Below are 22772 nucleotides of genomic sequence, written 5' to 3'. Positions count from 1 at the left end.
GGGTTTGATTGTACTTTCTGCCTGGTAATTAGCATGGTTTAGAGCAGCCAGATGGTCTTGCCGGGACGCACTGCGATTCAGTAGATGTGCAGGCTACGGCTACTGAATGGCCTGGCGACAAAATGCAACCAACAACCCGATTAGGGGGTAGCCGCTGCCGACCAATTTGTCAGAACCTGATCTGGCAGGGGGGGGAAGCGGGTGCCGCCTCAGTGGTGAGGACAGAAACTGGTCAGCTATTGGAGAGCGCGCACTTCTCTCTAGCGCTGCCGAGGGATCAAGGGCCCCAGCGTTGCGAACCAAGGAAGGTCAGGTCGACGAAGTCGCTTGCCTGGTGGTCGCCGGGGCCCATGTTCAGTTGAAACCCGCCCAGATCCACGTTCTTCATGCTTTCGAAAGCGGCCACCACCGCCTGTCGACTCGGCGCGGCACCAGCTCGCTGAAGGGCTTCGCCAAGCAGCCGTGCCGCTAAAAAGCCTTCAAGGCTGGTGTAGCCATATTTCGGTGTCGCCTGCTGGCGGCGCATCAGCCGTTGATACTCCGCCACCACAGGAACGCGCCGGTCCCAGGGAAAGGGCACCACTTGGCTAATGCCAATGCCGTTGGCTTGCCCACCGGTTAATGAATCCTGTAGGCCGCTTGTCCCCACGAACGACACATTCATCAGCTGGGCGGTGCTGCCGAGTTGATTCATGCTCTGACTGAAGGCAGCAGAGCTTGGGTAAGCGCTGATCACCACCACGGCATTGGGTTTGCCCTGCTGAATTTGATGGGCAGCCGCGTCGGTTTTGGTGGAGTTGCGCTCAACACCTGCGATGGCTACAGGTTTGAGGCCATGGCGCGCGAGAGCTGCACGGGTGGAGCGCAGTCCGTCATCGCCGAAGGCATCGTTCTGATGCAACACAGCGATGCGGTGCCGGCCCATTCGCACCAGGCTGTCCACCATCCTGTCGATTTCAGACTGATAACTAGCCCTCAGGTTGAACACCAGTTGTTGGGAGGGCTCCCGCATCAGCCGGGCACCGGTGAGTGGCGCCACCATCGGGATGTTCGCCTGTTCAATCATGGGCAGCACCGCTTTGACGGTGGGTGTGCCCACGTAGCCAAACAGCAGGAATACCTGTTCCGTTCCGATCAAGCGTTGGGTGTTGACCAGCGTGAGGTCTGGTTCGTAGCGATCGTCGAGGCTCAACAGCTTGAGTTGGCGCCCGTGGATGCCGCCGCGGCGATTCAGCTCGGTGAACCAGGCCATGGCCCCCTCGCGGTATTCACGTCCCAGCTGCGCGGAGGGGCCGCTGAATGGCGCTGACTGACCAATCAGCAGCTCACCCTTCCCTGTTTTCGCCGTGGGTTGCCCCGTGGATGACGCCTTCGGTGGAGCTGGTACGCCGCCAGGGGGGGCGCCGGACCGGCAGCCCCATGCAGAAGCGGCCAAGACGATCGCCGCAGCGACGCTGACCGGCGACCTCGAGTACCGCTGAGGCCGAGGTGTAGCTAGATCTAGGGTCACGCAGCTGTCCGGCGCTTGGCCGATGCGCAACAAAAGGCGCTGGAACTTGCTCGCCATCACCTCAGTGGTGTTGGCCTTGATTCTGGCTCTGCTGGCCATCGGCAGGATTGATGTCACACATGTTCAAAGCCGCGATGCTCTGCGACTGTCGTCGGCTAGCCGGGCTTTAACCATCGATCCGCGTCAGTTCCCGCCCAGCGGCTGGAATACTCTGCGCGGCGATTTGCTCAGTGCCGAGGAAACACGCGTTGATCAGGAGGAGCTTGAGGCGGCGCAGCATCTGGTGAGGGTGGGCGTCTACGCCACCACGACCTCGGAGCTCGATCTGAGTGTGCCGAGTTATTCATCGAGCGGGTATGTGTGGCTCAACTGGAAGGAGCCACTGCAGCGGTATCTCGAGGCCAACGAGGCCACGATTGAAGAGCGCTTCACGCTTCTGAATACGCTGATTACCGACGCGCCACCAGAGCTGGAGCCTGTTAGTCAAGCTCCTGAGCTTCTTGATGATGGTAGTTATTACCAGCTGTTTACCTATCGAGGCCGCTACTACCTCGATCAGGCCAGCTTTCGGCACTATCCATTCATGAATGTGAGTCTGCCGCTGGTGATCGAGGCAGACGATGTGGACGGTTCCCTTGGCTATAATAATTTGCGGCTCGAACCCGATATCCGCAACAGTGGGATGGGGTTGTTTGCCCGGATTATCGGTTGGCTGAACCAGGGCTGGTCGATTGCAGAGTATCGCCACCATTACGCCACCAATTTTGGTCTGGGTGGCGCCGAGAGCGATTACAGCCTTGTTCTATTTGAGATTTCCTTTGGAACGTCTTCTTGGTCAGCATTCTGGCGGCTGTTATTGCCTCTTTCTGTGCTGATGGCCATGGTTCTGCTGGTGTTCAAGGTGCGCTCCGATGAGCAGGATGCTCGCGCCAGTATTCCGGTCACCGTGCTGCTCACACTTGTTTTTCTTCAGCAGGCCTACCGGGAAGATCTGCCGCAGCTGCCCTTCTTGACCTATCTCGATCAGGTGTATGTGGTCGCCTATGTGGTGACGTTGCTTGCGTTTGTTCTGGTGATTTGGATTGGGCGCCGCTATGCCGATATGGAAGCCATGGAGGATGGCCCTGCCAAAGAAACAATTCAGGCGCGGCTTGAGCATCTCGACAATAGTTGGCCGTTGATGGTTGTTATGTTCGGTGGAACAGCCATCGCGGTGGCCTGGATGTTGATCCCCCCCGGAACTTGAGCTGGACTGGTTTTTCCGGACAGGCCCATTTCCAGCGGCAGGCGCTGCAGGAGACGGCGGGCATCAGCATTGGTGTCGGCAATGAACATCGGGTCTCCAGGTGTGGATGCTCTGAGTGTTCCCTTGGCGGCGGTCACAGGGACGGACGGACTGGGACTCGGCAGACTGGTCTGGGAGTCGCCGCTAGTTGATGCTGAGCCCTGCTGATTCGTTCGCTGCAAAGACGGCGCGTGATTGCCTGCGCGATCTGGATCGAGCTCACGGGGCATGGCTGAGCTTGGCGGGCAGCAAGCGCCCTGAGCACGTTGCGCTGGCGTTGCGCTGGTTTGGCCGGCACCTGAACGAATACGTCTAGCGATTCCATGCCTCCATGCAGGTGGATGCCATCGGCCAGCAGCTCCACGAGGCGCCGTTGTCAACGCCTTGTCAAGGAATGGAGCAGCAGGGCGCCGAAAAGCAGTCCCACGCTGTATAGGTCATTCCTTAGAGACAAATGACTCGCGGGTGCTGGAAGGCCCCTTCAACATTGATGTGGTCAGGGATCACTGCGGCGTCGAAACGGCCGCTGATTTGCTGATACAACGCATGGCAGCCGGCCAACGTCACAACCCTGTCGGGTATGGATGCTTCGCGCCGACAGCGCCTGGCTGATCTCAGCCTGCGCGATTTCTGCCTCTACCGGGCCATCTGCATCGAACTGGAGGATCTGCAGGACACGATCCAGTTAGAAGGATTGTTAGGGCGAGACTTTCACGTCTTGTCGGTGGCGATGCGCGATCGCCGATTGCTGGTGGAGTGGCTGCGGGATCTGCTTTTGCCGCCCTCCTCGCAGTACACCGATGGCGGCATCAGCGAGGAGGCCGAAGAGGAGCTGCTGGCTCACCCGCTGGAGTGACTCTGGCTTGTCAGATCGCTAGTTGGGCATAAGAGTCGGTCCACTGGAGCGCCCAATCGCATGGCACGCCCGCTGCCTGTCACCACCACCTTTGAACTGCCTGGCTATCGGATCCTCGAAATCCGCGGTGTGGTGCGCGGCATTGTCGTGCGCTCGCCCACCTTGCTGCAGGGATTTCTGGGGGGCCTCAAAACGATGATTGGCGGCCGGATCGGCGCGTACACCGCCATGTGTGAGCAAACCCGCCAGCAGGCCTATGAGGAGATGGTGGATCACGCCCGCCAGCTGGGGGCCAATGCCATCGTTGGGATGCGCTACGACGGCTCCACCGTGGAGACCGGTTCCACCGGTGCCACCGAAGTGCTTTGCTACGGAACAGCGGTGCTCGTAGAGCCGCTCTTGGCTGTAGGGCCTGCCATCTGACAGCATCGCTGGCGAGATCCCGCCTATTTGCCGTGTCTGTCGCTGATCTGAAGGCTTTCCTTGCCAAGGTTGAGGACGATGAGGGCCTGCGCCAGAAACTCCATGCCGCCAGCGGCATGGATGACATCGTGGATCTGGCTGCTGCTCACGGCCACAGCGTGGACAAGGCGTCGGTGCTGCGCGCCCATGGCGAAGCCCTCAGCAGTGCTAGCGATCACCAACTCAAGGCCATCAACAGCTGGGGCGATGCCCTGATGCATTGCTTCGGTGCCCATGAAGAGGTCTGAGGCACTGCCTCAGCGGCTGCTGCTCGTACCTGAGCTGTAGCCGCTCCAGATCTCCAGTTCCTCCAGGCTGAGCACGCCGAGGCGACGCTCTCCATTCAGTTCCCAGGTGGGGTAAGCCCTCACCTGGGCCTGCTGGCAACGCTGACGACCTGGGTCGTCTTTGTCGCATTCCACATACGGCAGCAGTTCGAGCGCTTCAGCTCCGAACAGCTCTTTTTGAGTGTTGCAGTGGGGGCACCACCAGGCTCCGTACACCACTGCCCCCTTACGCTTGAGGTGGCGGGCGAGATTTTTCTGCCGGCTGCTCGATGTCTCGGTGCCGGTGGTTCCGGCCTCCACGGCTGGTGCCGGCGCTGCTGAGAACACCGATCCAGCCGTGATCACTCCAGCTGTGATCACCATCAGGGCGCAGGGGATCAGACGTTGGGTCCGTTTGATCACAGGGGTCATCGCTGCACACACGCCTGGGCACGACCCTAAGCGCGCTGCACCGTTCGGCCTTCCGCCCCGCGCAGATCACCCCTCACACCCTGGCGGCTGGGAGACTGGATCCACCGGCCCCGGTTTTTCCGCAACTGCGATGAGCGCCAACGGATATCGCGATTACTTCAAGGTGCTCGGGGTGGATCGCAGCGCCGATGCCGATGCGGTGAAGAAGGCGTTCCGCAAGTTGGCGCGCCAGTACCACCCGGATGTAAACCCGGGTGACAAGGGCGCCGAGGCCAAGTTCAAGGAGATCAGCGAGGCCTATGAGGTGCTCTCCGATCCCGACAAGCGCAAGCGCTACGAGCAGTTTGGGCAGTACTGGAATCAAGCCGGTGGTGCTGCCGGTGCTGGTGGCGTTGATGTGGATTTCGGCCGTTACGGCAACTTCGACGACTTCATCAACGATTTGCTGGGCCGTTTTGGTGGCCCTGGCGGTGGAGGCTTTGCCGGATCACCGGGCGGCTTTGGTGGATTTGGCTCTGGTTTCCCAGGTGGTTTTGGCGCTTCTGGCTTTCCTGGCGGTGGCCAGCGCGCACAGGCTCCCAACCTTGATGCCGAGGCCAACATCAGCCTCAGTTTTTCCGAAGCATTTCGCGGGTGTGAGCGCACCTTGGCGGTGAATGACGAACGGGTGCAGGTGCGCATCCCTGCTGGCGTGAAGCCCGGCAGCCGCTTGCGGCTCAAGGGCAAGGGCAACCTCCAGCCCGGCACAGGGCGCCGCGGAGATCTCTATCTCAACCTGCAGCTGCAGGACCATCCCGTGTGGAATCTCGAGGGCGACCAGCTCAAGGCTGATCTCCCCCTCAGCCTCGATGAACTGGCCCTCGGTGGTGAGGTGCGTGTGGCGACCCCTGATGGTGAAGCCACGGTGACGGTGCCTCCCGGGATCACGGTGGGCCGCAGTTTGCGGCTTAAAGGCAAAGGTTGGCCCAGCAAAGGGGGGCGGGGCGACCTTCTGCTCAGCCTCAGCCTCAAGCAACCGGCGAGCTACAGCGAGCAGGAACGGCAGCTGCTCGAGCAACTGCGTGCTGTCCGCAGTGTTGACCCCCGCGCCGATTGGATCAGCGCCGCTCGGCTCTGACGCCATTCGCCGCCTCCACCGTGGAGTTGTTTGCCGATCTCAATGGGCGTGTGGTGCTCAACACCAAGCTGATGCCCTGGTGTGCTTCACCGATGCCTGGAGTGGAGCGGCGCATGCTCGATCGCTGCGGCGCCGAGGTGGCCCGCGCGACATCGATCGTGCGCTATGCGCCAGGTAGCCATTTTGAGCGCCATGTTCATGGTGGCGGCGAGGAGATCCTGGTGTTGGAGGGCACCTTCTCCGATGAGCTTGGGGATTACCCAGCCGGCACCTATCTACGCAATCCAGCGGGCTCCAGCCATGCCCCGTTCAGCGCCGAGGGCTGCACGCTGCTCGTGAAGCTGCAACAGATGCATCCGGCTGATCAGGAGCGCGTGTGCCTGCAGACGCGGCATGCCCCGTGGCTGCCAGGTCTTGTGCCAGGGCTGGAGGTCATGCCCCTGCATGGCTTTGGCTCAGAGCATGTGGCTCTGGTGCGTTGGGCCCCTGGCACCGTGTTCCAACCCCATCGCCATCTGGGCGGTGAGGAAATCCTGGTGCTCAGTGGTGTGTTCCAAGACGAAGCCGGCACCTATCCCACCGGCAGCTGGCTGCGTAATCCACCCGGCAGCGTGCATCGCCCCTGGAGTGAACCGGGCTGCACCATTTGGGTGAAGACGGGCCATCTGCCGGATGTGTTGGCTGCTTAGAACGCGCACGGGTTGCTGGGTCTTTGATTGCTGCAGCCGCAGCCAAGTTTTCTGATGGCCCCAACCTTTCGGCTGCAGTTGTCTCGGATGGCGTGAAGATGCTCGGTCACATTCTGCTATTTGGCAAGAAGAGTGTTTGTCTTACCCTTTATTTTGGCGGTATAGATGTTGTTTTCCCTGCCCTTGTGCCGTGGGGATGTGGTGGCTCCGCTGCTGCCTAGCTTCGTCTCTCCCAACAGGATGTCGTTGGATTTTTGTCAAAGACCGATGAAAACCTCTGCTGTCAGTTGAGGCTGGGCGTCCATCACGGCTAGCAGGCCGCCATTGTGTCCAAATCCGTCGTTCCGGCCATTGGCATTCAGGTAAAGCCCACCTGTGCTCTCGTCGTAGATCACCAGAGTTTGGGAGTTGAGCTGCTTGCGCACGCCCTGGCGCCCGGTGACGGCTTTGAAGCCATTGGCATTTTCTGTAGATCGACGCAGCTCTAAGCGATCGCCGTCGTTAACAGAAAAATTCACCACTACATCGAATGGCTGCTCCTGCTGACGATCCAGCATGAAGCGGTCTGGGCCTGAGTTTCCGATGCGGTAGTTGAGCTCTTCAGGCACCCCTTTGAGTTGCGGACTCTCGAGGTAAAACGTATGACTCCAGGTGTTGTCTTCATAGTGTTGGGAGAGTACCTGCCCAGTGGCACCGGCATAGCGACCCATGCCGCCTGTGATCATCCGCACCAGCGATCGCCCGGATGTAAAGGTGCTTTCACCGCTGGCATACAGTCCGATGCCTTGAATGACAAGCTGATCAGTTTCTTGCGTGCCAAAGGCAAAGTTTCCTGATGTGGTTCTGCGTTCGGCACCGGTGATCTGCTGCGAGGGTCCGGTTGTCGTCATCACCCAGTCCATCGTCACGGACTGACCATCAGCACTGCTACCAGAGAACGAAAACAAGCGCATATCACCGCTGGAATCACCTGGAGCACCGAAATCGAGCGTGGCCTGAGGCGTAATCGCGTCGTGCATTACTGCAACCTGAGGTCTGTTGGCCACGGCTTTGACCCGTCGGAAGAGTTGTCGCAATTGCTGACGAACCATGGTTTTACTTCTTGGCGTAGACCATTGGTAACCCAAAGCACCAGCTCACGCTGCATTTGTCTGTGTGCTTGGACGCGCCTGATGCCGTTTGGCGGGTGAGCCCGAGGCAATGCAGACCAATCCTTCTGGTTGATCTCCTGCGTTGGCACCTGAGCGTCCTCGATGTCAGGTGGCTTTTTACTCCAGTGCCGCTGAGTCAGCTGATGAACTCAATGTTGCGGCCGGGTTGCTGGGGTGCTCCCGCCGGGCGAGCGAGGCGTTGTGCCTTTGCCGCTGTCTTGCTAGTGCCGCGGCATCGAGATCTTCCCCTCCCCCTCCCGATAAGACGGCACGAAGGAAGACTCTTTCCTGTGTGACCGAAAGCGCTTCCATTGAACTGAAAGACGCCCCCTGATGGATTCGAACCATCGACCGGCTGCTTAGAAGGCGGTTGGTTTAGGGGGTCAAAAGCCAGTCAGGGACTAGAATGAGGCTGGCGGCGTGCGAGGAATTGTGCGAAATACTGCGGTATCCGAAGCATCCCCGTTCGCACGGGGTCGACCCTGCGCAGGCCGCGAGGGGAGCACTCAGGGCATCCACGCATGAGAATCCATGAGCACCACGTTCACCCCCGACTACCTGGCCCGGGCCAGCCTGAGCAGCCGTCTTGCCAGCAGTTCTGTGATCACCCCCCGCGGAAGCAGGCCCAGGGGCAGGAACCAGGCCACATTGAAGAAAAACAGCGGCACGTAGGCGGTGCAGGCGAGCAGCACCAGCGCGCCTGCCGCGAGGAGATCACTGAGGAGCAGAGACTGCCAGCGGCGATGCCGCACCTGCCACCCGGCCAGAGCCCAGGAGGGCAACCAGCCGGCCGCCATCAGCATCACGAACACCTGGAGGCCGCTGGCGCCGATGCCGGATCTGGCCGGGGCACGGCTGGCCAGAACGGCGCACCAGGTCAGCCCGAGACCAAGGTGCAGCAGCAGCCAGTGGCGTGAGCGAGGGCGCATGGGACGGCGGTCCAAGGAGCGACTGTTGCTGCCGACGAATCGACGACAGCGCTTCATCCCGCCATCCTGAAGACCAGCCCTGCACCCGCCACCTTGAAGCTTCGATTCGTCCAGCTCACAGCCGCTGCCCTGGCGCTGTCAGCGCCTCTGTAAGGAGGCGCCTGGGCCGGCTCCGCCTTCAACCAGACCCTGACGTTGCAAGGCGTCCGTTTCGCGGTGCAGAGCAGCGGCGGAAGGGCCAGTCCGAGCGCATCCACCACCAGGCCCTCGGCTCGATCACGCAGCTGCTGACAGGCCATCGCCAGGGGAATGCTCAGGGCATCCATTGCAGCGCTCCCCATGAGCACCACGTTCATCCCCTAGTTCCTGGCCCACGCCGCTGAGCAGCTCGGCTGGGATGCGGCGGAGCCAGACCGGGTGCCCAGACAGCAGCCGGCACGCCACAGCCGGATCGAGCGCTCCTCGCAATACCCACACCGGAGGATTGCCCAACGGTGGGGCGATGGTGCATCTTGCATCAGGCTGAGGCGGATTGATGCAGTTCTACGAGCCACTCCTCTGGCTGCTTCAGGCTTTTGCCCTGTTCATCGCCTTCACGGTGCAGGGCGCCATGTGGAAAGGCGCGCAGGATCACGGGAAACGCGGCTGGTTCGTAGCGCTGATCTGGGCTGTTGGGAGCACGGTGCTGTTAAACGCCATGCATCATCTGCATGACGGCTTGTTCCCGCACCCGTAGGTAGGCGCAACCGCAGCGAATCGCGGCGCTACCGACGACTTTTGCAAGCGTGCTTACCAAAACGTGCGGCAGATCTACCGAAGAGTGGAAATGTGCAAAATCCGCATAGACCAAGCAGGAATCATGTACTGGCCTGGGCTATACGCAAACTGCATTGAGCATTTTTTGTTAGCCGGGATACAGAACCGCCTCTATAACGCCTAGCCCTACCCCCATTTGGGGACAAAGCGGAGCTAGGTAATGCTTAATGATTGCTTTGTAATTCATCTATCTGAGATGTCCGAGGCACGTCTCCGCTTACTTCGTAACCAGGCTCCTGAGTCGCTGACCATCGCCAGCCGTAAGCCCCAGCGCCTGACGATCACCATTCCCTGGTCGACCTATCAGGCAATTAGTGAGACCAGTTCGGAGCAAGGGCGCTCCCTCTCCAACACCGCGGCTTATTGGCTGGAACGCCAGGCGGATGCCATGAGGCAGCAGAGCGCCCGATTGGGCAGTCCCCACTCCACAGCACCCCAGCCACCGCTGATGAGTTGAGCGGCACGCCTAGCCGCTGCCGCTTGCTCTTCAGGTGCGACGCCCTCCCACTACAACCGATACCCAGCCCATGGCGGTTCAAGTTCCTGGGTCTCTTTGTTGCGGCGTTGCCTTGGCTTCGCCACTGCTCTCAGCGCAGGCGTTGAAGTAACTGCCGTGCCAGCAGCGCCACGTCCTGCAGGAGCAATGGCACCGGTGTTTCCACCGAAGCCGTCTCCTCAATCAGCAGCAGGGCATCACGCAGCCGATCCATCGCACGCAGGGTGGCCGCAGCTCTGAGTGCAGGGTTCTCCTTGATGTCTTCGAGGAACTCGCTCAGAGCGCCCAAGGCATCGGCACGGGGGGCGTCCCGCCCGGCCTGGCCATCAACCTCAGCAAGAACGGGCTCAGCTCCCTTTCGATCGGTGGCCGCGGCGCCACCGTCAACGTGCCGATCGGCCGTGATGGCCCGGCCCGCAGCACGGTCGGCATCCCCGGCACTGGGCTCAGCTACAGCGCGCCCCTAAGCACCCGCGAACGCCGCCAGGCCCAGCAGGGCAGCGCCGGGCAGCCCACAACCGAACAGCTCGTGCAGCTGCTGCAGAACGCCATGGTCGGGCCGGAGAACGCCGGCGACACCCTCTGGAATCAACACGGCGTCGGCCTGGTGCAGGTGCTCCTGCAGCGCGATGACACACCAAGGGATGTGCTCGAGGCCTGCGCCCTGGTGCAGAGCTGGGATCGCTGCGAGTTGCACATCCGCCGCGGCCGTGGCCCGGCTGACACCCTGCGCCGCGCTCGCCAGGTGATTGATGCCGCGCAGATCGTCATCGCCCACGGCAAAGCGATCGGGATCGTTCAGGACTAAGCCCCCGTAAGGGGGATGTGAATCGAGGGGTCCCCAATCGAAGATCAAAAGACAACGCCAAGCACCTAAGGAAGCTCTGGACAACCAGCTCGGCAGGGCGGCAGAAGAAGGCTTGGGGGAGAGCTGGGAGAACCTCTGTGGCTACGGGAGTGGCTAACTGGTTCTACAAGGCGCTCCCACATCACAAGCTGACCGTTAAACCGCTGCAACGCAGTGCTTTTGCTGCAACCTGCTGCTCAGAATTGAGTCAATGCTGTGCAGCTGTCCATCCGTAGAAGCCTTTCGCTGACGGGCGCTGCTGCTTTGGCACTGGCATCCATCCCTGAGGTCAACGCCAAGTCCGTTGAAGTGGCGCAGGGCTCAGCTGAGGACCTTGGTGTGATGAGAATCAACCTCAAGGATGTGGTCAAGCCTCAGGTTGGCGTCCAGGCACAGACGCAAGCTGCTGGTACCCCGAACCAAGCCGGCATTGGTGGCTTCCTGCCACTGGTCGTTGGCAAAAACAGCGTTTTCTTCGCTGATGTCCTGGCGAATGCCAACTTCGCAGACATCAACAACTACTCCAGCATCATCAACACCACCGTTGCTGGCACCACCATCTCCACCTCATCCCGCCTGGGCTATCGCTGGCTCAACGGCGACCGCCGTTGGATGTATGGCATCAATGCGGGCTATGACACCCGACCGATGAGCACGGGTCCCTCTGACACAGGCATCCCTGTCTATGCCTCACGCACGGCTTTCTTCCAGCAGGCTGCCGTCAACGCAGAAGCTGTTGGTGAGAAGTGGCGTTTTAACGCTTATGGGCTCATTCCAACAGGAGAGGAAGACCAACAGCTCAACTCCGTCTACAAGGGAGGCGTGCTGACAACTGTTGGCTTAGATGCTGGGTACAGCATCACTCCATCACTGTTGGCATCACTCGGTGGCTATTACCAAAACGGCGACCTTGATGATGACGGCAATCCAGAAGTAGACAATGTCGGCATCCTGGGACGACTGGCTTACGCCATCAACAACGAGGTCTCTATTGGTGCCAATCTTTCTTACGACGCCTCCTTTGACACTCGCTTCTCAGCTGATATCAAGTGGCGCTTTAATACCAATGGTGGTCCTGGGAAAGAAACACCGAAATCCAATGCTGCAGTTGAAGCCCTAACATCAACACCTAGCACTAGGGACGTGCGGGTGCACGATATTGATGTTGCATGTTGGAACTATTCTGTAACAATCCGTTTGTGTTGATTATTCATCAATTGCCAGGCTGCAGCCTAACCACCCAAAGCCCTTGCAACCGCAGGGGCTTTTTATTTCTTCAATAGACCACCAAGAGCCATCAATTAACATCCAATACCTGGCACCATTGCCAATAGTTGAAGACTTGTTGTTAGGTTTGTGCAGAGGTTTCCTAGCGCTGGAGGTTCAGGTTCTGACAGATTGGTCGGCAGCGGCTACCCCAACCAGCCTGGTGGCTGCGTTTTGTCGCCAGGTCATTCAGTAGCCGTAGTGCGTCCCAGTAAGACCATCTGGCTCCTTCGGATCATGCTAATCGCCAGATAGTAAATTCAATCAAGCCTACAAAGACATAATCAGACAATAGAATGAAAAGCTTTTAACTTGACTCGTCGACTCTTCACTGCTAGAAAAGATTGAGTTGCGCACACAAGTTGGTACTGCCCACCAGGGTCAACATCATCAACGACTCTAGCGAGCGGATTAAGGTCAAGATCGACAATGATCGCGATCGCAAGTTCGATGAAATTACCAATATTGAACCCGGCAGCAGACTTGATGGCATCGAGGGGTCGGTTTGGGGACCGGGGAAATTTGATGTGATTGTAGATATCATATCTAACCCCGCCGGTCCCAATAACAACACCCGTTTTGGTGGCTTTAAATTCGATAATCCGTCTCTTGGATATCCCAATGTAAGGTCCGACGATTTCACGACCCTCTCTCTTGAAGATGAAAGGTATATCTTACTTAGCAAAGTAAATCGAAGCGATCGAATTATGGGGCTTCCTAAGGGGTACTGGGGCAAGTTCGACAGCAGTCTTTTGGACATGGACAAGACGCCATGGTTCGGTGAACAAGAGAAATTGCTTATTAAATCTGCACCAAAGCCAACGTTTACCATCGAATCATTTGATAATAACGATGAAGTAGGTGCAAAGGTTTGGGATCTCCACGTAAACAGCGACAATTTCAATCGTCCATGACTTGAGGGTTTCGTTGTTTCACCACTGCGACGGCACCCGTTTCCAGTTCTGGCCGATCATGCTGTGCCAGAGCCGTTCAGCGTTGAAGCGCAGCATCCGCCTGCAGTGCCTCACCAGGGGCCTGCCTGAGCTGGTGATGTCGGCATCAGTCACCTCCACCCACTTGGCATGGAGGGATTCGTCTGCACCTTGGATGCGAATGACCTTGTCACCGTCAGGGGAGCGCAACCAGCCGATGCCACCACGGCCCTGCTGGCGTTTCTGCTCGGGCTTGTCTACGCCCCAGAGACCCATGGGTTGAGCGGGTGACGGCTGACAGCAAAGCAGTTTGCAGCGGCTGCCTCAGCCCTGCCCCCAGGTGGCCACGATCTTCTTGGCCCTGCTCCAGCGGATCAACTCCCACCAGTCAGGCAGCCATGGCGTCAGGTGCCCGCGTAGCACCAGGGCATCGGAATAGCTGGGTGAGTGCTGGGTCATTGGGTTCCCGGCCAGTGAGCCTGGCTAGCTCGATCAGCGCCTCGTTGGTGGGCAGGAAGCAGGCCATACCTAGCTGTTAGCCAGGGATGGTGGCAGTCGTCATCGCTGCCTTGACCTGTTCCACCTGGTCCGGGGTGAAGCAGAAGATCTCAGTCTCCGGTTTGCGCCACTGATCGAACTGCTGGTGGAGCTGCGCCTCAAAAGCCAGGCTTTCCTTCTCGCTGGGTAGCTGGGCTTCAGCGATCAGCTCACACGGCCCGAACTGTTTGATCCGCTTGGGGATGGAGATGGCCTTGCCGATCTTGTAGTAGGCCCTGCCATCAGCAGTCGGATCAAAGGTCAACAGCCGCACCAGGTACACATGGCTAAGGCTGTGCTCCAGTAGCAGGGGCGTCATCGTTCCTGGCAGTCATCGCTCGAGCGCAGCAACACACCACAAAAAATAAGAATATTAACAGCCCGAGAATGTTAACATAATCACTTCGCGAAGAGCATTGCAATGCCAGAGATCCCGGCCTGGGCAGAAAGTCTCACGTTCGACCCTGTAATAGACCGCAATGAAGATGGAAACCTAGTATATGCCCCCGTAAATCGAAAAGAATTTAATAAGCTAATCAGCTCCTATCCCGATCTCTCTTACGAGGAGTTCCTGGACCTCCCCAAAACACTGATTAACAAGGATTTCACTGACTATGCGCGCAAGATGCTCGCGCAAAATAGTCTTGGCTCGAACAATAATACATTAACTTTCTACATAGACAACGGTGGCTCTTCGCCTTTTTTCGACAACTCCAGCGATGGGCGCTGGGCTGCGGGCAAATTAGGTAATAATCTAACCCTTCCTCAAGACGGCTACAAGTCATACATCAGGAAGGTTATGGAAGAGTTCGAGCAAGCCTCAGGCGACAGAATAAACTTAAAAGAAGTCAAATCAGACGAAGAGGCACTGATTGGAATTTACAGAACGCCGCCAGAAGGTGAGCTGCTGGGCCTCTCGCTAGCAGTAAGCAATGGAAGTCATCTATGGAGAAACGTCTTCTATTCAGATAGTAACGATAGAGGTACACCCGAAAGGAACAGACAGGACACGCTCGCAACAATTAGGCATGAGATCGGGCACACACTTGGACTAGCCCACCCTACCGATCTTTCAACTCTTTTGGCTAAGGGCCAAGCGCAGATTGGAGAAAATACGGCTTACATAATCAGCGATATCGAGCCCAACGGCACGATAATGTCTTACAATCCACCCGAAACTGGCCCTATTCCCTTTTCATTCTCAGGGAACGATCAAACTGCGCTTGGAATAATCTGGAATAACTTCAATGGTAGTAGCGATCAAACACAGGGCCTGCTATTCGACAAGCAGATTCCTGCAAGCATAAATGAGATCATGGAGAAAAGCGACAATGACATTATCACCGGACTAAGTATCAATGATCGACTAAAAGATAGGAGTGGCGACCAGTTCTACAGACTTGGCATAGGCAACGATAAGCTGATTTACACCGGCGGCTTTGATTTTGTCGAAGCGGGAGAAGGTGCAGATACTTTTGTACTCAAGCCCAAAGGGGAAAACGGCTACCTGACCGTGACCGACTTCCAGCGAGGCCAAGATCGATTCGCATTCAAAACACGATCCCAATGGACTAAAAATATCACTTCAAGGCAGATAGGGGGATCAACGGTTCTCGTGAATAGCGACACTGACATTGTTGCGCTGGTGGCAGGCTCATATAATCTTTCAGATCTTCTCTAAGAAGATCCTGGGAAACCCGAGCGATCCACGCGACAATGGCCCTGCCATCAGCAGTGGGATCAAAGGTCAACAGTCGCACCAGGTACACATGGCTATGGCCGTGCTCCAGCAGGGTGACCAGATCAAATGGCCTGCCCTTGTCTCGCTGCAGGGTGGCTGGTGACACGGTCCACCGTTGAGCCAGCTGTGCCATCAACGGCTTGGTGATCTGCGGGCTGGCCTTGAAGGTGAAGGTGGTGCCGTCATCCCAAGTGGCAGTCCAGTTGATGCCACGGGCCTTGAGTAATGCGGGGCGATAGCTGAGGCAGCGGAATGGGATGCCGTCATCACTGCTCAGCTGGGCATGGCTGACCAGTTCAGGGCTGCACCAGAACCAGACCGTACCCTTCTCCGGCTGGGCTGGGTCTTTCCAGCAGACGATGTAGCGGTTGCGCGGGACGGAGGCTGATGTTGGGCCTAGGCCATCGCCTGGGTAGCGGCGGCGGGTCATTGCTTACTTTTCCCTCCGCTTGCGGCTTGCAATGAACGCAGCGGTGCCGGTCACCAGTGCAGCCGTTGTTCTAAGTAGCCAGGAAGGAGAATTGCGCCTCATGTCATGGCCATCCGAATACCTTTTGGACTATTACGAGCCTTCTGGCGAGTTGGCGAGTTGGCGACTCGGCATTGGATACGCCTGTGTCCAGAACCCTGTCCAACACCAGTCGAAACAGCCTGCACAGAGCCGTTCTGACGGCATTGCGCACCTGCCAAAGCGACGGGTATGCGAACGGTTCGACTAACAGCTTCTAGCCATGTTGACCAAGTCAGCCGCGCTTAGGGGGCTTCAGCGGGTCGAGGATGCTGAGCGCCTCCCACTTCACGGGATCGGTGCCTGCTGGCGGGCGTAACGGCCAGGGCAGCGGCTTCTGTTGTGGTTGCGGTTGGGTCACTTCATCACCTGCGCGATCTCGCACTGCAAGCGAATCGCACCAACCATCGCGGAGTGGTTTTCGCGCTTGGCCGCCTTCATCAAGATGTCTTCAAGCTGATAGATCTTGCGACTCACGAAGTCATCACGTTGTTCGTTGATGGCTTCTTTGATCTCGTCTTTGGCCGCTTTGATGAGGTTGTCAGTGCTAGATCGACTGATATCCCACTCTTTCCTTGCATATTCCAGGATGTCAGGACGCTGAACACCGTTAGCCAGAAGCCTGATGACTTTGGCGACGCGGTAGTTCTTTTCAGCGGCGGTGGCTTTTTTGCCCATGGCGTCAGTCTGCCAAGAACGGCGCGACGTGGTTACCAGTCGATGTCTGGTTGAGGTGAAGGGGGCTGGCCTGCAGCAGTGCTTTGACCTGATTGGGGGAGAGGGTGGCGCCGGCTTGAGAGGTGATGAGGTTGGCGTGGGCCTCGAGCACAGTGCGGCAGATCCTCGGGAAGAGAGACTGCTATCCAGGCAGCCCGTCATCAGGAGTAGAACGACTGGCATCACTCGGCTTTAGCCTCCTGCTGCTGCTCAGTGTGCGAAAGATCGTGCGAATGAGCCACGATTTCGGCGTCAAGCACCTGGGAATTGCCCGGGGTGAGCTGGCCGGCCGCACCGTTGCTGGCGACCGTGGCGCGGATCTCATCGAGCTGCTGCTCGAGCTGGCTCAGCAGCGCCTGCTGCTCCTCCCGGGCCACGAGGTTGGCCACGGTCTCGAACACCAGGCGAGAGGCGCCGAGCTTCACCTGATCGCTGCCGGTGACAAGCAAGGCCTGCGCCACCCGAGTGGCCTGGGGCACCAGGGTGCGCATGTGGATCTCCCCGTCCTGTTGCTCTCCTCGGACGGCGCTCCAGAGCGCCTCCTGCCAGGCCGCTGAGTTCTTCCACCGCCAGAAGGTCGGCTGGGAGATCCCGAGCTTCTCGCAGACGGCAGAGGTGCCGTGCCCGTCAAGCATCAGCTGCATCGCCAGCTTCTGCTTCTGCTTCTGGCTCAGCTGGCCAGGGCGCAGGTTCGGTTGCGGGTTGGTGCGCCTCTCCATGAATGATCTGAATGCAGCATTCATCTTCAAAATAATAATCATTCTCAGCGAGGACTATTCCTCCCTCCCTTCCCCCTTTCCCAGTCCCCACGCATCAGTGCACCTCGCCCCATGTCTCCCCAACGGAGGCATCAGCCTCGAGGGGAATGTCCCCCAGGTAGGCGTCCTGGAGCCGTTGGCTGGTCATGGCCTCTAGGGCCACAGCCTTGACGGCCTCAACGTGTTCGCGGGGCACTTCCAGCAGGATCTCGTCGTGGATCAGTCCCACCACGCGGGTGCCAGGGAAGGCCTCAAGGGCGGGCCACAGATCGCCAAGGGCATCAGCGAGCAGATCACGGCCAGAGCCTTGGATGGGGAAGTTGATCCCGTTCGTTCTGCCTAGGTGTTCAAGGGGCAGTCGAGAGTTGTTGTCGAGGGTCTTGCCTCTCACCGTCATCCGGCGGCCGGAGAGTGAGCGGCTCTCCGTGATGCGAGCGCCGTCATCGAAGCGAGCCATCAGCTGGCTGATCTGCGGGTGGAAGCGATGCCAGGCCTTGTAGACCTTCTCGGCCTGCCCGTAGGAGACGGGCTTGCCTTGGGCTAGCTCGAGCTGGCGGGCGAGGTTCTTCACCCCACAGCCGTAGGCCAGGGAGAAGTTGGCGGTCTTGCCGATGGTGCTGCGCTCAGGGTCAGCCTTGGTGATCTGACGGCCGCACACCTGGCTTGCGATGTAGGCGTGTGGGTCGATCCCCTCGAGCAGGATCTTGCGCTGGCCTTCGTCGTTGTAGAGCCGGGGTGAGGCCTGCAGGCGCACTTCGATCGAACTCCAATCGAGGTCGATCAGCACGGTGTCGGGATTGCCAGTGCTCAGTGCTTTCTTGCGGTCGCCGGTGAGGCCTTGGAAGTTGAAGCCGAGCTGCCCAAGCTTCACGGGTTTGGGTTGGCCAGCCTTCTGCGCTTTGGGCCCGAACACCTCGGTGTCCGAGGGAACGGATTGCTTGCTGCTGGGCACCAATGCGCTGGTGGTGGTGCGTCCGGTGCGAGCGCCGAGGATTCGGTAATTGGGGCGGATCCGGCCATCGGTGAGAGCCTGCTCTTGCTCGAGCCAGGTGATCTCCTTGAGCTCGGTGTCCAGCTCCTTGATCTCGAGCAGGAGGTCCACGGCAGGGAAGCCGCGGTAACGCTCGAGCGTGGCGCCTTTGGCATCGGCCAGGGGTTGGCCCGTGTGCTCGGCCAGGGCATCCCGGAGCTTGACGGCGTTGCGGTAGTTCTCCAGGCCAAGCATCTGCTGGAGGGCGGCCACCTTCTGATCGCGTTCGGTGGTGGCGTGTTCGCGGGCAACCGCAACCATTTGCAGATCAACGGCTAAACCGCGCACCTGGCCATCGGCGCATGGGCCAATCATTTGGCAGTCGAGCCGATGAGCGTGTTCTTGGCCGGTGGCCTGGAGCTCTTCACGCAGGCGCTTGGCGAGGGGGCGCACAACGACGGCATCGAGGGCGGCGTAAGCGAGCTGGCTGGCGGTGAGCTCTGATCCCCAGTTGCTCAGTTGCTCGCCTTTGTCGATCTCGCGGTTCAGGTAGTACTTGGCGACGGAGGCCAAGCTGTTGCTGCTGAGGTCGCCGATCAGCTGGCTGGCGAGCATGGTGTCCCACCAACGACACAGCGGGCGGATGCCGGCGGCGATCAGGTAGGTGGCTTCGAACAGCAGGTTGTGGCCAACGACCACGCGCTCGGGAGTGCGCACGATCTGCGCAAGCCAATCGAGGGCCGGCTGACCGATCACGGCCACGTCGATCACCAGCGTGGGCTCGGTGTCGCCGGTGCTGATCTGGGCCAAGCGGATCTCACCGCCAAGCGATGGGCTGAGGCTGGCCTTGTGCCGCCACAGATCGGTGCGGCGGTTGAAGGTCTCAATGTCGAAGCCGATGGCCCTGGGGATGGATGCCACCGCCGGGAGCTGATCGGCCGCGGCGATGTAGGTGACGCCGGCCGGAGGGGTACCCACAAAAGGGGTGGGGTCTGCAGCTTTTACAGCTGGTTCCGAATCTCCCGGGGGCTGGTTCCGAATCGACTTCCGGTCCCTTGATCCTTTGGCCCGCAGGGGTTTTGGGCTGGTTCCAAAAGTTCCAGCGCTTTCGGGGGTTGGCGTATTGGGATTCGCGTGTGTTTCAGGAGAACCTGAAAGGGAAGAGTCTTCGTATGTAGTTGGCTTTTCCTCTAAAAGATTTGGAACCAGGGGCAAATCCATCTCCCCATCTGGGTTCTTGGTTCCATTTCCACTTTTGGAACCAGCAGGAGATTTGGAACCAGTTTTGGAACCACCGTCGCCTTCCGGGGGCAGGAGCAGGTAGAAACCGTGGCCGTATTTCTTGGCACGCACCCGCTCCCAGCCGGCTGACTTGATGGCGGGGGACTCCATCGCACGGCCAATGCGGCCGCTGGTGCCGTTGTCCCGCTGGGCCGGCCGGATGCCCATAGCGTCGTGAATGTCGTCGCGGGTCACAAGCAGGGCCCACGCGCCGTGCTCCCTGTGCCCCCGGCTGATGTACCGCAGGCGGAGCTGGCAGGGGAAGTCACCAGCGGGTGAGACCCGTTCAATGTCGCCGCGGGTCAGCCGCTCCCGCTGTGCAGCCGTGAGCTTGCTGTGGGCGTGCACCACCTCCTCGAGGTATTCCGCGATGGAGCTGACCCAGGGATCGGTGAAGGTGGCCTCGAAGCTTCTCTCCTCGGTCGCTGCGAGCAGGGCGGCGCCTTCCTCGGAGTTGGGGTTGAGCCAGGTCTCCGTGCCGGCGTCGAGCCAAGCCAGCGCCGTGCGCCAGATCCGGTCTCGCTCGTGAGCGATCAGATCCCAGTCGATTCGGTGCACCACCTCGATGATCCAGAAGCGACGGCTCCCGGTGATGTCGTTGAGAAGCTCGGACTCGTTGGTGGTGCCCCAGGGGACGCAGCGGCGGGGGTGCTCGCTGGCGTTGATTTCCCGCTTCTCGGCGTAGATGTCGTTGCGGGTGGTGATCCAGTCCTTCACCTCTGAGGAGCAGCGCCCCTTGGTGAGCTGATCAACCTCGCCCAGCTCGAGGATCCAGCAGCGGGCCATCTTGCTGGTGACTTTCCAGCCGGAGAGGGACTCGCGGGAGTCAAGCTTCCCGAGGGTGTCGCCCCAGCCAGGGCCAGCCAGAGACCGCAAGGCTTCCGTCTTCCCCAGGCCTTGATCTCGGCTCCTGAGGATGGGGCACTGATCGAACTTGGCCCCCGGCTCCAATCCCCGTTTGGTGGTGCCGGCGAGGGCACGCTGGAGCAGACCCGCAGAGAGCTCATCCCGAGGGTCCAGGCCAAACAGCTTGGCGACTTCGGAGAGCTCCATCAGAGGGGTGGCCTCATTGGCCCGCAGACCCTCCAGGTATTCAGCGACGGGGTTGTAGGTGTTGGTCTTGGCGACAAACACCAGGGCGTCGGCGGCTTGGTTCTTGCCGGCTTCAATCCCGTGCTGCTGCGCCACCAGCTGATAGGTCAGCCCCAGGTCGGTGATTGGGTTGCCATCCACCTCCGGCACTCGGGTGAGCTCGTTGAAGCGAATGGTGTGTGAAAAGGCCAGCCACTCCTGCAGCTGCAGAGATGTGGGGGTGGCCCGGTCGATCTCCGGCGGTAGCTGTTCCCCGCGGGCGAGGGCATCGGCTCTGGCCTGCTCTCGCTGCTGATGGCGCTCCTTGAGGTCAGTCTCCCGCCGCCGCTCGAGGCGACCCTTGATTCCCTCGTTCACCGTCTTGGCTCCCACGCCGGTGGCCTGAACCAGCAGCGCCTTGAGGGCGTCACGCTTCGGGGCGTTTTCGGGGTGGGCGTCGGCCATGGCGCTGATCAGGTTGGTGATGGGGCCGCTGTGCTCCGGCCAGCGGATGCCCAGCTCTTTCAGCTCGCCGATCTCCCAGGCCAAGTAGTCACCGGGTGGCCGCGCCGTCTGCCGCAAGGCCTCCACCACTGTTCGGGCCCCTTCCGTCCCGTGCGCCAGCACCAGCTCCTCCATGCCTCCTTTGGCAGCGGTGGGCAGCTCAGCGTGCGGGCCCAGGTAGGCGTCGCGGTATTCCTCCACGAGGGGCAGACGGCCTAGCCGCAGGCCTTTGCTCACGCAGCCGCGCACCAAGCCGGGCAGCAGATCCTGCGCCATCCATTGATCGCAGTCGCCTAGGTAGGCCTTCAAACCTTCGGGCAGCTCCAGCCGGCGCAGGTGGCTCGGGGCAGTGATCGCCACGCAGGGGATGCCGAGCACCAGGGTGCAGCAGACGGCATCGAAGAACCCCTCGGTACTCACCTCGGCCTGGCCGATCACCTCGCCATCGGGACCGATCAGCCCGCTGGGATCACACACCGCGAGGTGTTCTCCGGCGCCGGTCTGGAACAGGTATTTGTCAGCCCTGCCACGCTCCTCATCGACTGGCGGGTTGTCACAGCGCAGGCTGTAGTGCGGGTGCTCAGCGCCGGGGTTCCAGCAGATCAGGAGTCCGCCGGTCTCGGTAGCTGCGGCCCGGGTGAAATGCCATTCATCGCGGACTTGCTCCCAGGTGAGGGTGCGCAGGAACCCGCCGGCCACCAGCCATTTGATCTGCTCGTCGGTGTATCCACGCCCGCGGATGTAGTCCCGGTGCGCGTCGGAGAGGCCATCTACCGGGGTATCGGCAACTTTCTTGCGGCGGGTTCTCTTTGGCTTGGCCGGCAGCACCTCCTCCTCGCAGCCCTCTACCAGGGCAAGCTGCACGCGAGAGGCTTCAGATTGTTCGGCTTCAGCTGCCATGATGGTGGCGGGTTGTTGTTGGCCCCTTTCGATTGCTGTTTGGGTTCGCCTCTAGGGGTATTGGCGAGCCCGGCAGTAATTGAGCTCAGGTGACTCCCCAGGCGTCCTTGCCTCTGGCGGCGAGATATTCGTGCAGGGCGTGGCGCATGATCACGGCCCGATCGCAGTTGTGCTCCCGTGCCATGTGCTGCACGGCGTTATCCATCGGGATGCTCAATCGGAAGGTCATTGCGAGCTTCACCGGCGGACCGTGCTGGACCTCCTCAAGGTGGAACTCTGCAGGTGTCTCCACGGGTCTAGGGGTAGTAAGTACACACATGCTCAGGCGAATCAGCCAGGAGGCAACGCACCCCCAGAAATCAGGTCTACGGGGTGCACCTCCTGGACCTAACTGACAGAAATTGCCGTTGCAGGGGCATGAAAAAGCCCGGCTTTTGGCCGGGCGGTTTGTGGTGACTCTCAGCGGGCTAGGGGGTTAGATGTCGTCGAGGCTGTCCCTGCCGTTATCGGCTTGGCCATCCTCACGCTTTTGCACCTGCTCCACATACAAGATGTGGGTCGGTGCTTTGTCGTTGCCCTCGCGGTAGCCGTTGGGCCAAATGCTCCAGCGTTGTGATCCGTTGGAACCGCTCAGGTAGACGGTGCCGTCCTTGGTTTCTGACTTCCAGAGGCCAGACATTCTGATGCGGGGTGCGCGGTCTTCAGACATTGATTGATTGCAATGGAATGGG

At 59.8% G+C, this 22772-nt stretch carries 26 protein-coding genes; 12 read left to right on the top strand and 14 right to left on the bottom strand.

The genetic code is table 11. The annotated features are described in order from the left end of the window. Positions 1-277 precede the first annotated feature (277 nt). Positions 278-1567 (bottom strand): ABC transporter substrate-binding protein, encoded by a 1290-nt coding sequence (locus KJJ24_RS08465; protein WP_250544534.1) that lies wholly within the window; start codon positions 1565-1567, stop codon positions 278-280. Between KJJ24_RS08465 and KJJ24_RS08460 the strand changes: the two genes are divergently transcribed. The 4 genes from KJJ24_RS08460 to KJJ24_RS08445 all read left to right on the top strand — a co-directional run bounded on the left by KJJ24_RS08460 (position 1557) and on the right by KJJ24_RS08445 (position 4361). After that, positions 1557-2756 carry a hypothetical protein gene (locus KJJ24_RS08460; RefSeq protein ID WP_250544533.1) on the top strand — a complete coding sequence of 400 codons (1200 nt, stop codon included), beginning with the start codon at positions 1557-1559 and terminating at the stop codon, positions 2754-2756. The two genes, KJJ24_RS08465 and KJJ24_RS08460, sit on opposite strands and share 11 nt — an antisense overlap. 619 nt (positions 2757-3375) lie before the next feature. Then, entirely contained in the window at positions 3376-3651 is a 276-nt protein-coding gene (locus KJJ24_RS08455) for a hypothetical protein (protein WP_214338033.1), read from the top strand. 60 nt (positions 3652-3711) lie between these two features. Then, positions 3712-4074, top strand: a complete 363-nt coding sequence (locus tag KJJ24_RS08450; RefSeq protein WP_214338031.1) for a YbjQ family protein — start codon at positions 3712-3714, stop codon at positions 4072-4074. 32 nt (positions 4075-4106) lie between these two features. After that, positions 4107-4361, top strand: coding sequence for a Nif11-like leader peptide family natural product precursor (locus KJJ24_RS08445; RefSeq protein ID WP_214338029.1), 255 nt, complete (start codon positions 4107-4109; stop codon positions 4359-4361). A gap of 9 nt (positions 4362-4370) precedes the next feature. Here the strand turns inward: KJJ24_RS08445 and KJJ24_RS08440 are convergent, their stop codons facing one another. Then, positions 4371-4811: a hypothetical protein gene (locus KJJ24_RS08440; RefSeq protein ID WP_214338027.1), complete on the bottom strand. Its 441-nt coding sequence runs from the start codon at positions 4809-4811 to the stop codon at positions 4371-4373. Positions 4812-4941: 130 nt separating this feature from the next. Between KJJ24_RS08440 and KJJ24_RS08435 the strand changes: the two genes are divergently transcribed. Together KJJ24_RS08435 and KJJ24_RS08430 are read left to right on the top strand one after the other, a co-directional pair. Further along, the gene (locus KJJ24_RS08435) at positions 4942-5928 is read left to right on the top strand and encodes a DnaJ C-terminal domain-containing protein (protein ID WP_214338026.1); all 987 of its coding nucleotides are present in this window, start codon (positions 4942-4944) and stop codon (positions 5926-5928) included. 20 nt (positions 5929-5948) lie between these two features. Beyond that, positions 5949-6617 carry a cupin domain-containing protein gene (locus KJJ24_RS08430; RefSeq protein ID WP_214343484.1) on the top strand — a complete coding sequence of 223 codons (669 nt, stop codon included), beginning with the start codon at positions 5949-5951 and terminating at the stop codon, positions 6615-6617. A 257-nt stretch (positions 6618-6874) separates the two neighbouring features. Here the strand turns inward: KJJ24_RS08430 and KJJ24_RS08425 are convergent, their stop codons facing one another. The 3 genes from KJJ24_RS08425 to KJJ24_RS08415 all read right to left on the bottom strand — a co-directional run bounded on the left by KJJ24_RS08425 (position 6875) and on the right by KJJ24_RS08415 (position 9053). Next, positions 6875-7636 (bottom strand): hypothetical protein, encoded by a 762-nt coding sequence (locus KJJ24_RS08425; protein ID WP_214338025.1) that lies wholly within the window; start codon positions 7634-7636, stop codon positions 6875-6877. Between the two features lie 686 nt (positions 7637-8322). After that, positions 8323-8697, bottom strand: a complete 375-nt coding sequence (locus KJJ24_RS08420) for a hypothetical protein (protein ID WP_214338024.1) — start codon at positions 8695-8697, stop codon at positions 8323-8325. Positions 8698-8750: 53 nt separating this feature from the next. Continuing rightward, a complete protein-coding gene (locus KJJ24_RS08415) occupies positions 8751-9053 on the bottom strand; it encodes a hypothetical protein (protein WP_214338023.1) in 303 nt (100 codons plus the stop codon). Positions 9054-9232: 179 nt separating this feature from the next. On the opposite strand from KJJ24_RS08415, the gene KJJ24_RS08410 reads away from it, so the two are divergent. Both KJJ24_RS08410 and KJJ24_RS08405 read left to right on the top strand, forming a co-directional pair. After that, the gene (locus KJJ24_RS08410) at positions 9233-9433 is read left to right on the top strand and encodes a hypothetical protein (protein ID WP_214338022.1); all 201 of its coding nucleotides are present in this window, start codon (positions 9233-9235) and stop codon (positions 9431-9433) included. 276 nt (positions 9434-9709) lie between these two features. Continuing rightward, positions 9710-9970: a hypothetical protein gene (locus tag KJJ24_RS08405; RefSeq protein ID WP_214338021.1), complete on the top strand. Its 261-nt coding sequence runs from the start codon at positions 9710-9712 to the stop codon at positions 9968-9970. Between the two features lie 130 nt (positions 9971-10100). Here KJJ24_RS08405 and KJJ24_RS08400 read toward each other — a convergent pair whose 3' ends face one another. Continuing rightward, a complete protein-coding gene (locus KJJ24_RS08400; RefSeq protein WP_214338020.1) occupies positions 10101-10298 on the bottom strand; it encodes a hypothetical protein in 198 nt (65 codons plus the stop codon). On the opposite strand from KJJ24_RS08400, the gene KJJ24_RS08395 reads away from it, so the two are divergent. From KJJ24_RS08395 to KJJ24_RS08385, 3 genes are all read left to right on the top strand, one after another. After that, positions 10206-10817 (top strand): DUF4236 domain-containing protein, encoded by a 612-nt coding sequence (locus tag KJJ24_RS08395; protein ID WP_371811803.1) that lies wholly within the window; start codon positions 10206-10208, stop codon positions 10815-10817. The two genes, KJJ24_RS08400 and KJJ24_RS08395, sit on opposite strands and share 93 nt — an antisense overlap. A 255-nt stretch (positions 10818-11072) precedes the next feature. Continuing rightward, the gene (locus KJJ24_RS08390) at positions 11073-12062 is read left to right on the top strand and encodes an inverse autotransporter beta domain-containing protein (RefSeq protein ID WP_214338019.1); all 990 of its coding nucleotides are present in this window, start codon (positions 11073-11075) and stop codon (positions 12060-12062) included. Between the two features lie 422 nt (positions 12063-12484). Next, the gene (locus KJJ24_RS08385) at positions 12485-13036 is read left to right on the top strand and encodes a hypothetical protein (protein WP_214338017.1); all 552 of its coding nucleotides are present in this window, start codon (positions 12485-12487) and stop codon (positions 13034-13036) included. An 18-nt stretch (positions 13037-13054) separates the two neighbouring features. On the opposite strand, the gene KJJ24_RS08380 is transcribed toward KJJ24_RS08385, so the two are convergent. The 3 genes from KJJ24_RS08380 to KJJ24_RS08375 all read right to left on the bottom strand — a co-directional run bounded on the left by KJJ24_RS08380 (position 13055) and on the right by KJJ24_RS08375 (position 13910). Further along, positions 13055-13330 carry a DUF1651 domain-containing protein gene (locus KJJ24_RS08380; RefSeq protein WP_214338015.1) on the bottom strand — a complete coding sequence of 92 codons (276 nt, stop codon included), beginning with the start codon at positions 13328-13330 and terminating at the stop codon, positions 13055-13057. 48 nt (positions 13331-13378) lie between these two features. Then, positions 13379-13513 carry a hypothetical protein gene (locus KJJ24_RS15040; RefSeq protein ID WP_256437210.1) on the bottom strand — a complete coding sequence of 45 codons (135 nt, stop codon included), beginning with the start codon at positions 13511-13513 and terminating at the stop codon, positions 13379-13381. A 76-nt stretch (positions 13514-13589) separates the two neighbouring features. Next, a complete protein-coding gene (locus KJJ24_RS08375; RefSeq protein WP_214338013.1) occupies positions 13590-13910 on the bottom strand; it encodes a GIY-YIG nuclease family protein in 321 nt (106 codons plus the stop codon). A gap of 102 nt (positions 13911-14012) precedes the next feature. Between KJJ24_RS08375 and KJJ24_RS08370 the strand changes: the two genes are divergently transcribed. Continuing rightward, positions 14013-15272, top strand: a complete 1260-nt coding sequence (locus KJJ24_RS08370; protein ID WP_214338011.1) for a hypothetical protein — start codon at positions 14013-14015, stop codon at positions 15270-15272. A gap of 925 nt (positions 15273-16197) precedes the next feature. On the opposite strand, the gene KJJ24_RS08365 is transcribed toward KJJ24_RS08370, so the two are convergent. The 5 genes from KJJ24_RS08365 to KJJ24_RS08345 all read right to left on the bottom strand — a co-directional run bounded on the left by KJJ24_RS08365 (position 16198) and on the right by KJJ24_RS08345 (position 22720). Continuing rightward, complete coding sequence (locus KJJ24_RS08365; protein ID WP_214338009.1) at positions 16198-16518, bottom strand: hypothetical protein; 321 nt, start codon at positions 16516-16518, stop codon at positions 16198-16200. 221 nt (positions 16519-16739) lie between these two features. Beyond that, positions 16740-17276: a helix-turn-helix domain-containing protein gene (locus tag KJJ24_RS08360; RefSeq protein WP_214338007.1), complete on the bottom strand. Its 537-nt coding sequence runs from the start codon at positions 17274-17276 to the stop codon at positions 16740-16742. Between the two features lie 94 nt (positions 17277-17370). Then, positions 17371-22005: a DNA polymerase gene (locus KJJ24_RS08355; protein WP_214338005.1), complete on the bottom strand. Its 4635-nt coding sequence runs from the start codon at positions 22003-22005 to the stop codon at positions 17371-17373. A 121-nt stretch (positions 22006-22126) separates the two neighbouring features. Then, positions 22127-22270, bottom strand: coding sequence for a hypothetical protein (locus KJJ24_RS08350; RefSeq protein ID WP_214338004.1), 144 nt, complete (start codon positions 22268-22270; stop codon positions 22127-22129). A gap of 246 nt (positions 22271-22516) precedes the next feature. Then, on the bottom strand, positions 22517-22720 hold the full coding sequence (locus KJJ24_RS08345) for a hypothetical protein (RefSeq protein ID WP_214338003.1): 204 nt from the start codon (positions 22718-22720) through the stop codon (positions 22517-22519). Between the last annotated feature and the right edge of the window lie 52 nt (positions 22721-22772).

It is taken from the genome of Synechococcus sp. LA31 (genome assembly GCF_018502385.1).
In the GTDB taxonomy this organism is placed as follows: Bacteria; Cyanobacteriota; Cyanobacteriia; order PCC-6307; family Cyanobiaceae; genus Vulcanococcus.
Note: the sequence above shows the minus strand (reverse complement) of the source record. Positions and strands in the feature narration are given on the sequence as shown.

Bases quoted from the DNA above. Each gene is read 5' to 3' on its own strand.
- KJJ24_RS08380 (WP_214338015.1), bottom strand. From the start codon at position 13,330: ATGGGTCTCTGGGGCGTAGACAAGCCCGAGCAGAAACGCCAGCAGGGC.
- KJJ24_RS08450 (WP_214338031.1), top strand. From the start codon at position 3,712: ATGGCACGCCCGCTGCCTGTCACCACCACCTTTGAACTGCCTGGCTAT.
- KJJ24_RS08435 (WP_214338026.1), top strand. From the start codon at position 4,942: ATGAGCGCCAACGGATATCGCGATTACTTCAAGGTGCTCGGGGTGGAT.
- KJJ24_RS08440 (WP_214338027.1), bottom strand. From the start codon at position 4,811: ATGACCCCTGTGATCAAACGGACCCAACGTCTGATCCCCTGCGCCCTG.
- KJJ24_RS08465 (WP_250544534.1), bottom strand. From the start codon at position 1,567: ATGGCGAGCAAGTTCCAGCGCCTTTTGTTGCGCATCGGCCAAGCGCCG.
- KJJ24_RS08345 (WP_214338003.1), bottom strand. From the start codon at position 22,720: ATGTCTGGCCTCTGGAAGTCAGAAACCAAGGACGGCACCGTCTACCTG.
- KJJ24_RS08365 (WP_214338009.1), bottom strand. From the start codon at position 16,518: ATGGGCAAAAAAGCCACCGCCGCTGAAAAGAACTACCGCGTCGCCAAA.
- KJJ24_RS08370 (WP_214338011.1), top strand. From the start codon at position 14,013: ATGCCAGAGATCCCGGCCTGGGCAGAAAGTCTCACGTTCGACCCTGTA.
- KJJ24_RS08420 (WP_214338024.1), bottom strand. From the start codon at position 8,697: ATGCGCCCTCGCTCACGCCACTGGCTGCTGCTGCACCTTGGTCTCGGG.
- KJJ24_RS08425 (WP_214338025.1), bottom strand. From the start codon at position 7,636: ATGCACGACGCGATTACGCCTCAGGCCACGCTCGATTTCGGTGCTCCA.
- KJJ24_RS08350 (WP_214338004.1), bottom strand. From the start codon at position 22,270: ATGACCTTCCGATTGAGCATCCCGATGGATAACGCCGTGCAGCACATG.
- KJJ24_RS08410 (WP_214338022.1), top strand. From the start codon at position 9,233: ATGCAGTTCTACGAGCCACTCCTCTGGCTGCTTCAGGCTTTTGCCCTG.
- KJJ24_RS08360 (WP_214338007.1), bottom strand. From the start codon at position 17,276: ATGGAGAGGCGCACCAACCCGCAACCGAACCTGCGCCCTGGCCAGCTG.
- KJJ24_RS08415 (WP_214338023.1), bottom strand. From the start codon at position 9,053: ATGAACGTGGTGCTCATGGGGAGCGCTGCAATGGATGCCCTGAGCATT.
- KJJ24_RS15040 (WP_256437210.1), bottom strand. From the start codon at position 13,513: ATGACCCAGCACTCACCCAGCTATTCCGATGCCCTGGTGCTACGCGGG.
- KJJ24_RS08405 (WP_214338021.1), top strand. From the start codon at position 9,710: ATGTCCGAGGCACGTCTCCGCTTACTTCGTAACCAGGCTCCTGAGTCG.
- KJJ24_RS08375 (WP_214338013.1), bottom strand. From the start codon at position 13,910: ATGACGCCCCTGCTACTGGAGCACAGCCTTAGCCATGTGTACCTGGTG.
- KJJ24_RS08455 (WP_214338033.1), top strand. From the start codon at position 3,376: ATGGATGCTTCGCGCCGACAGCGCCTGGCTGATCTCAGCCTGCGCGAT.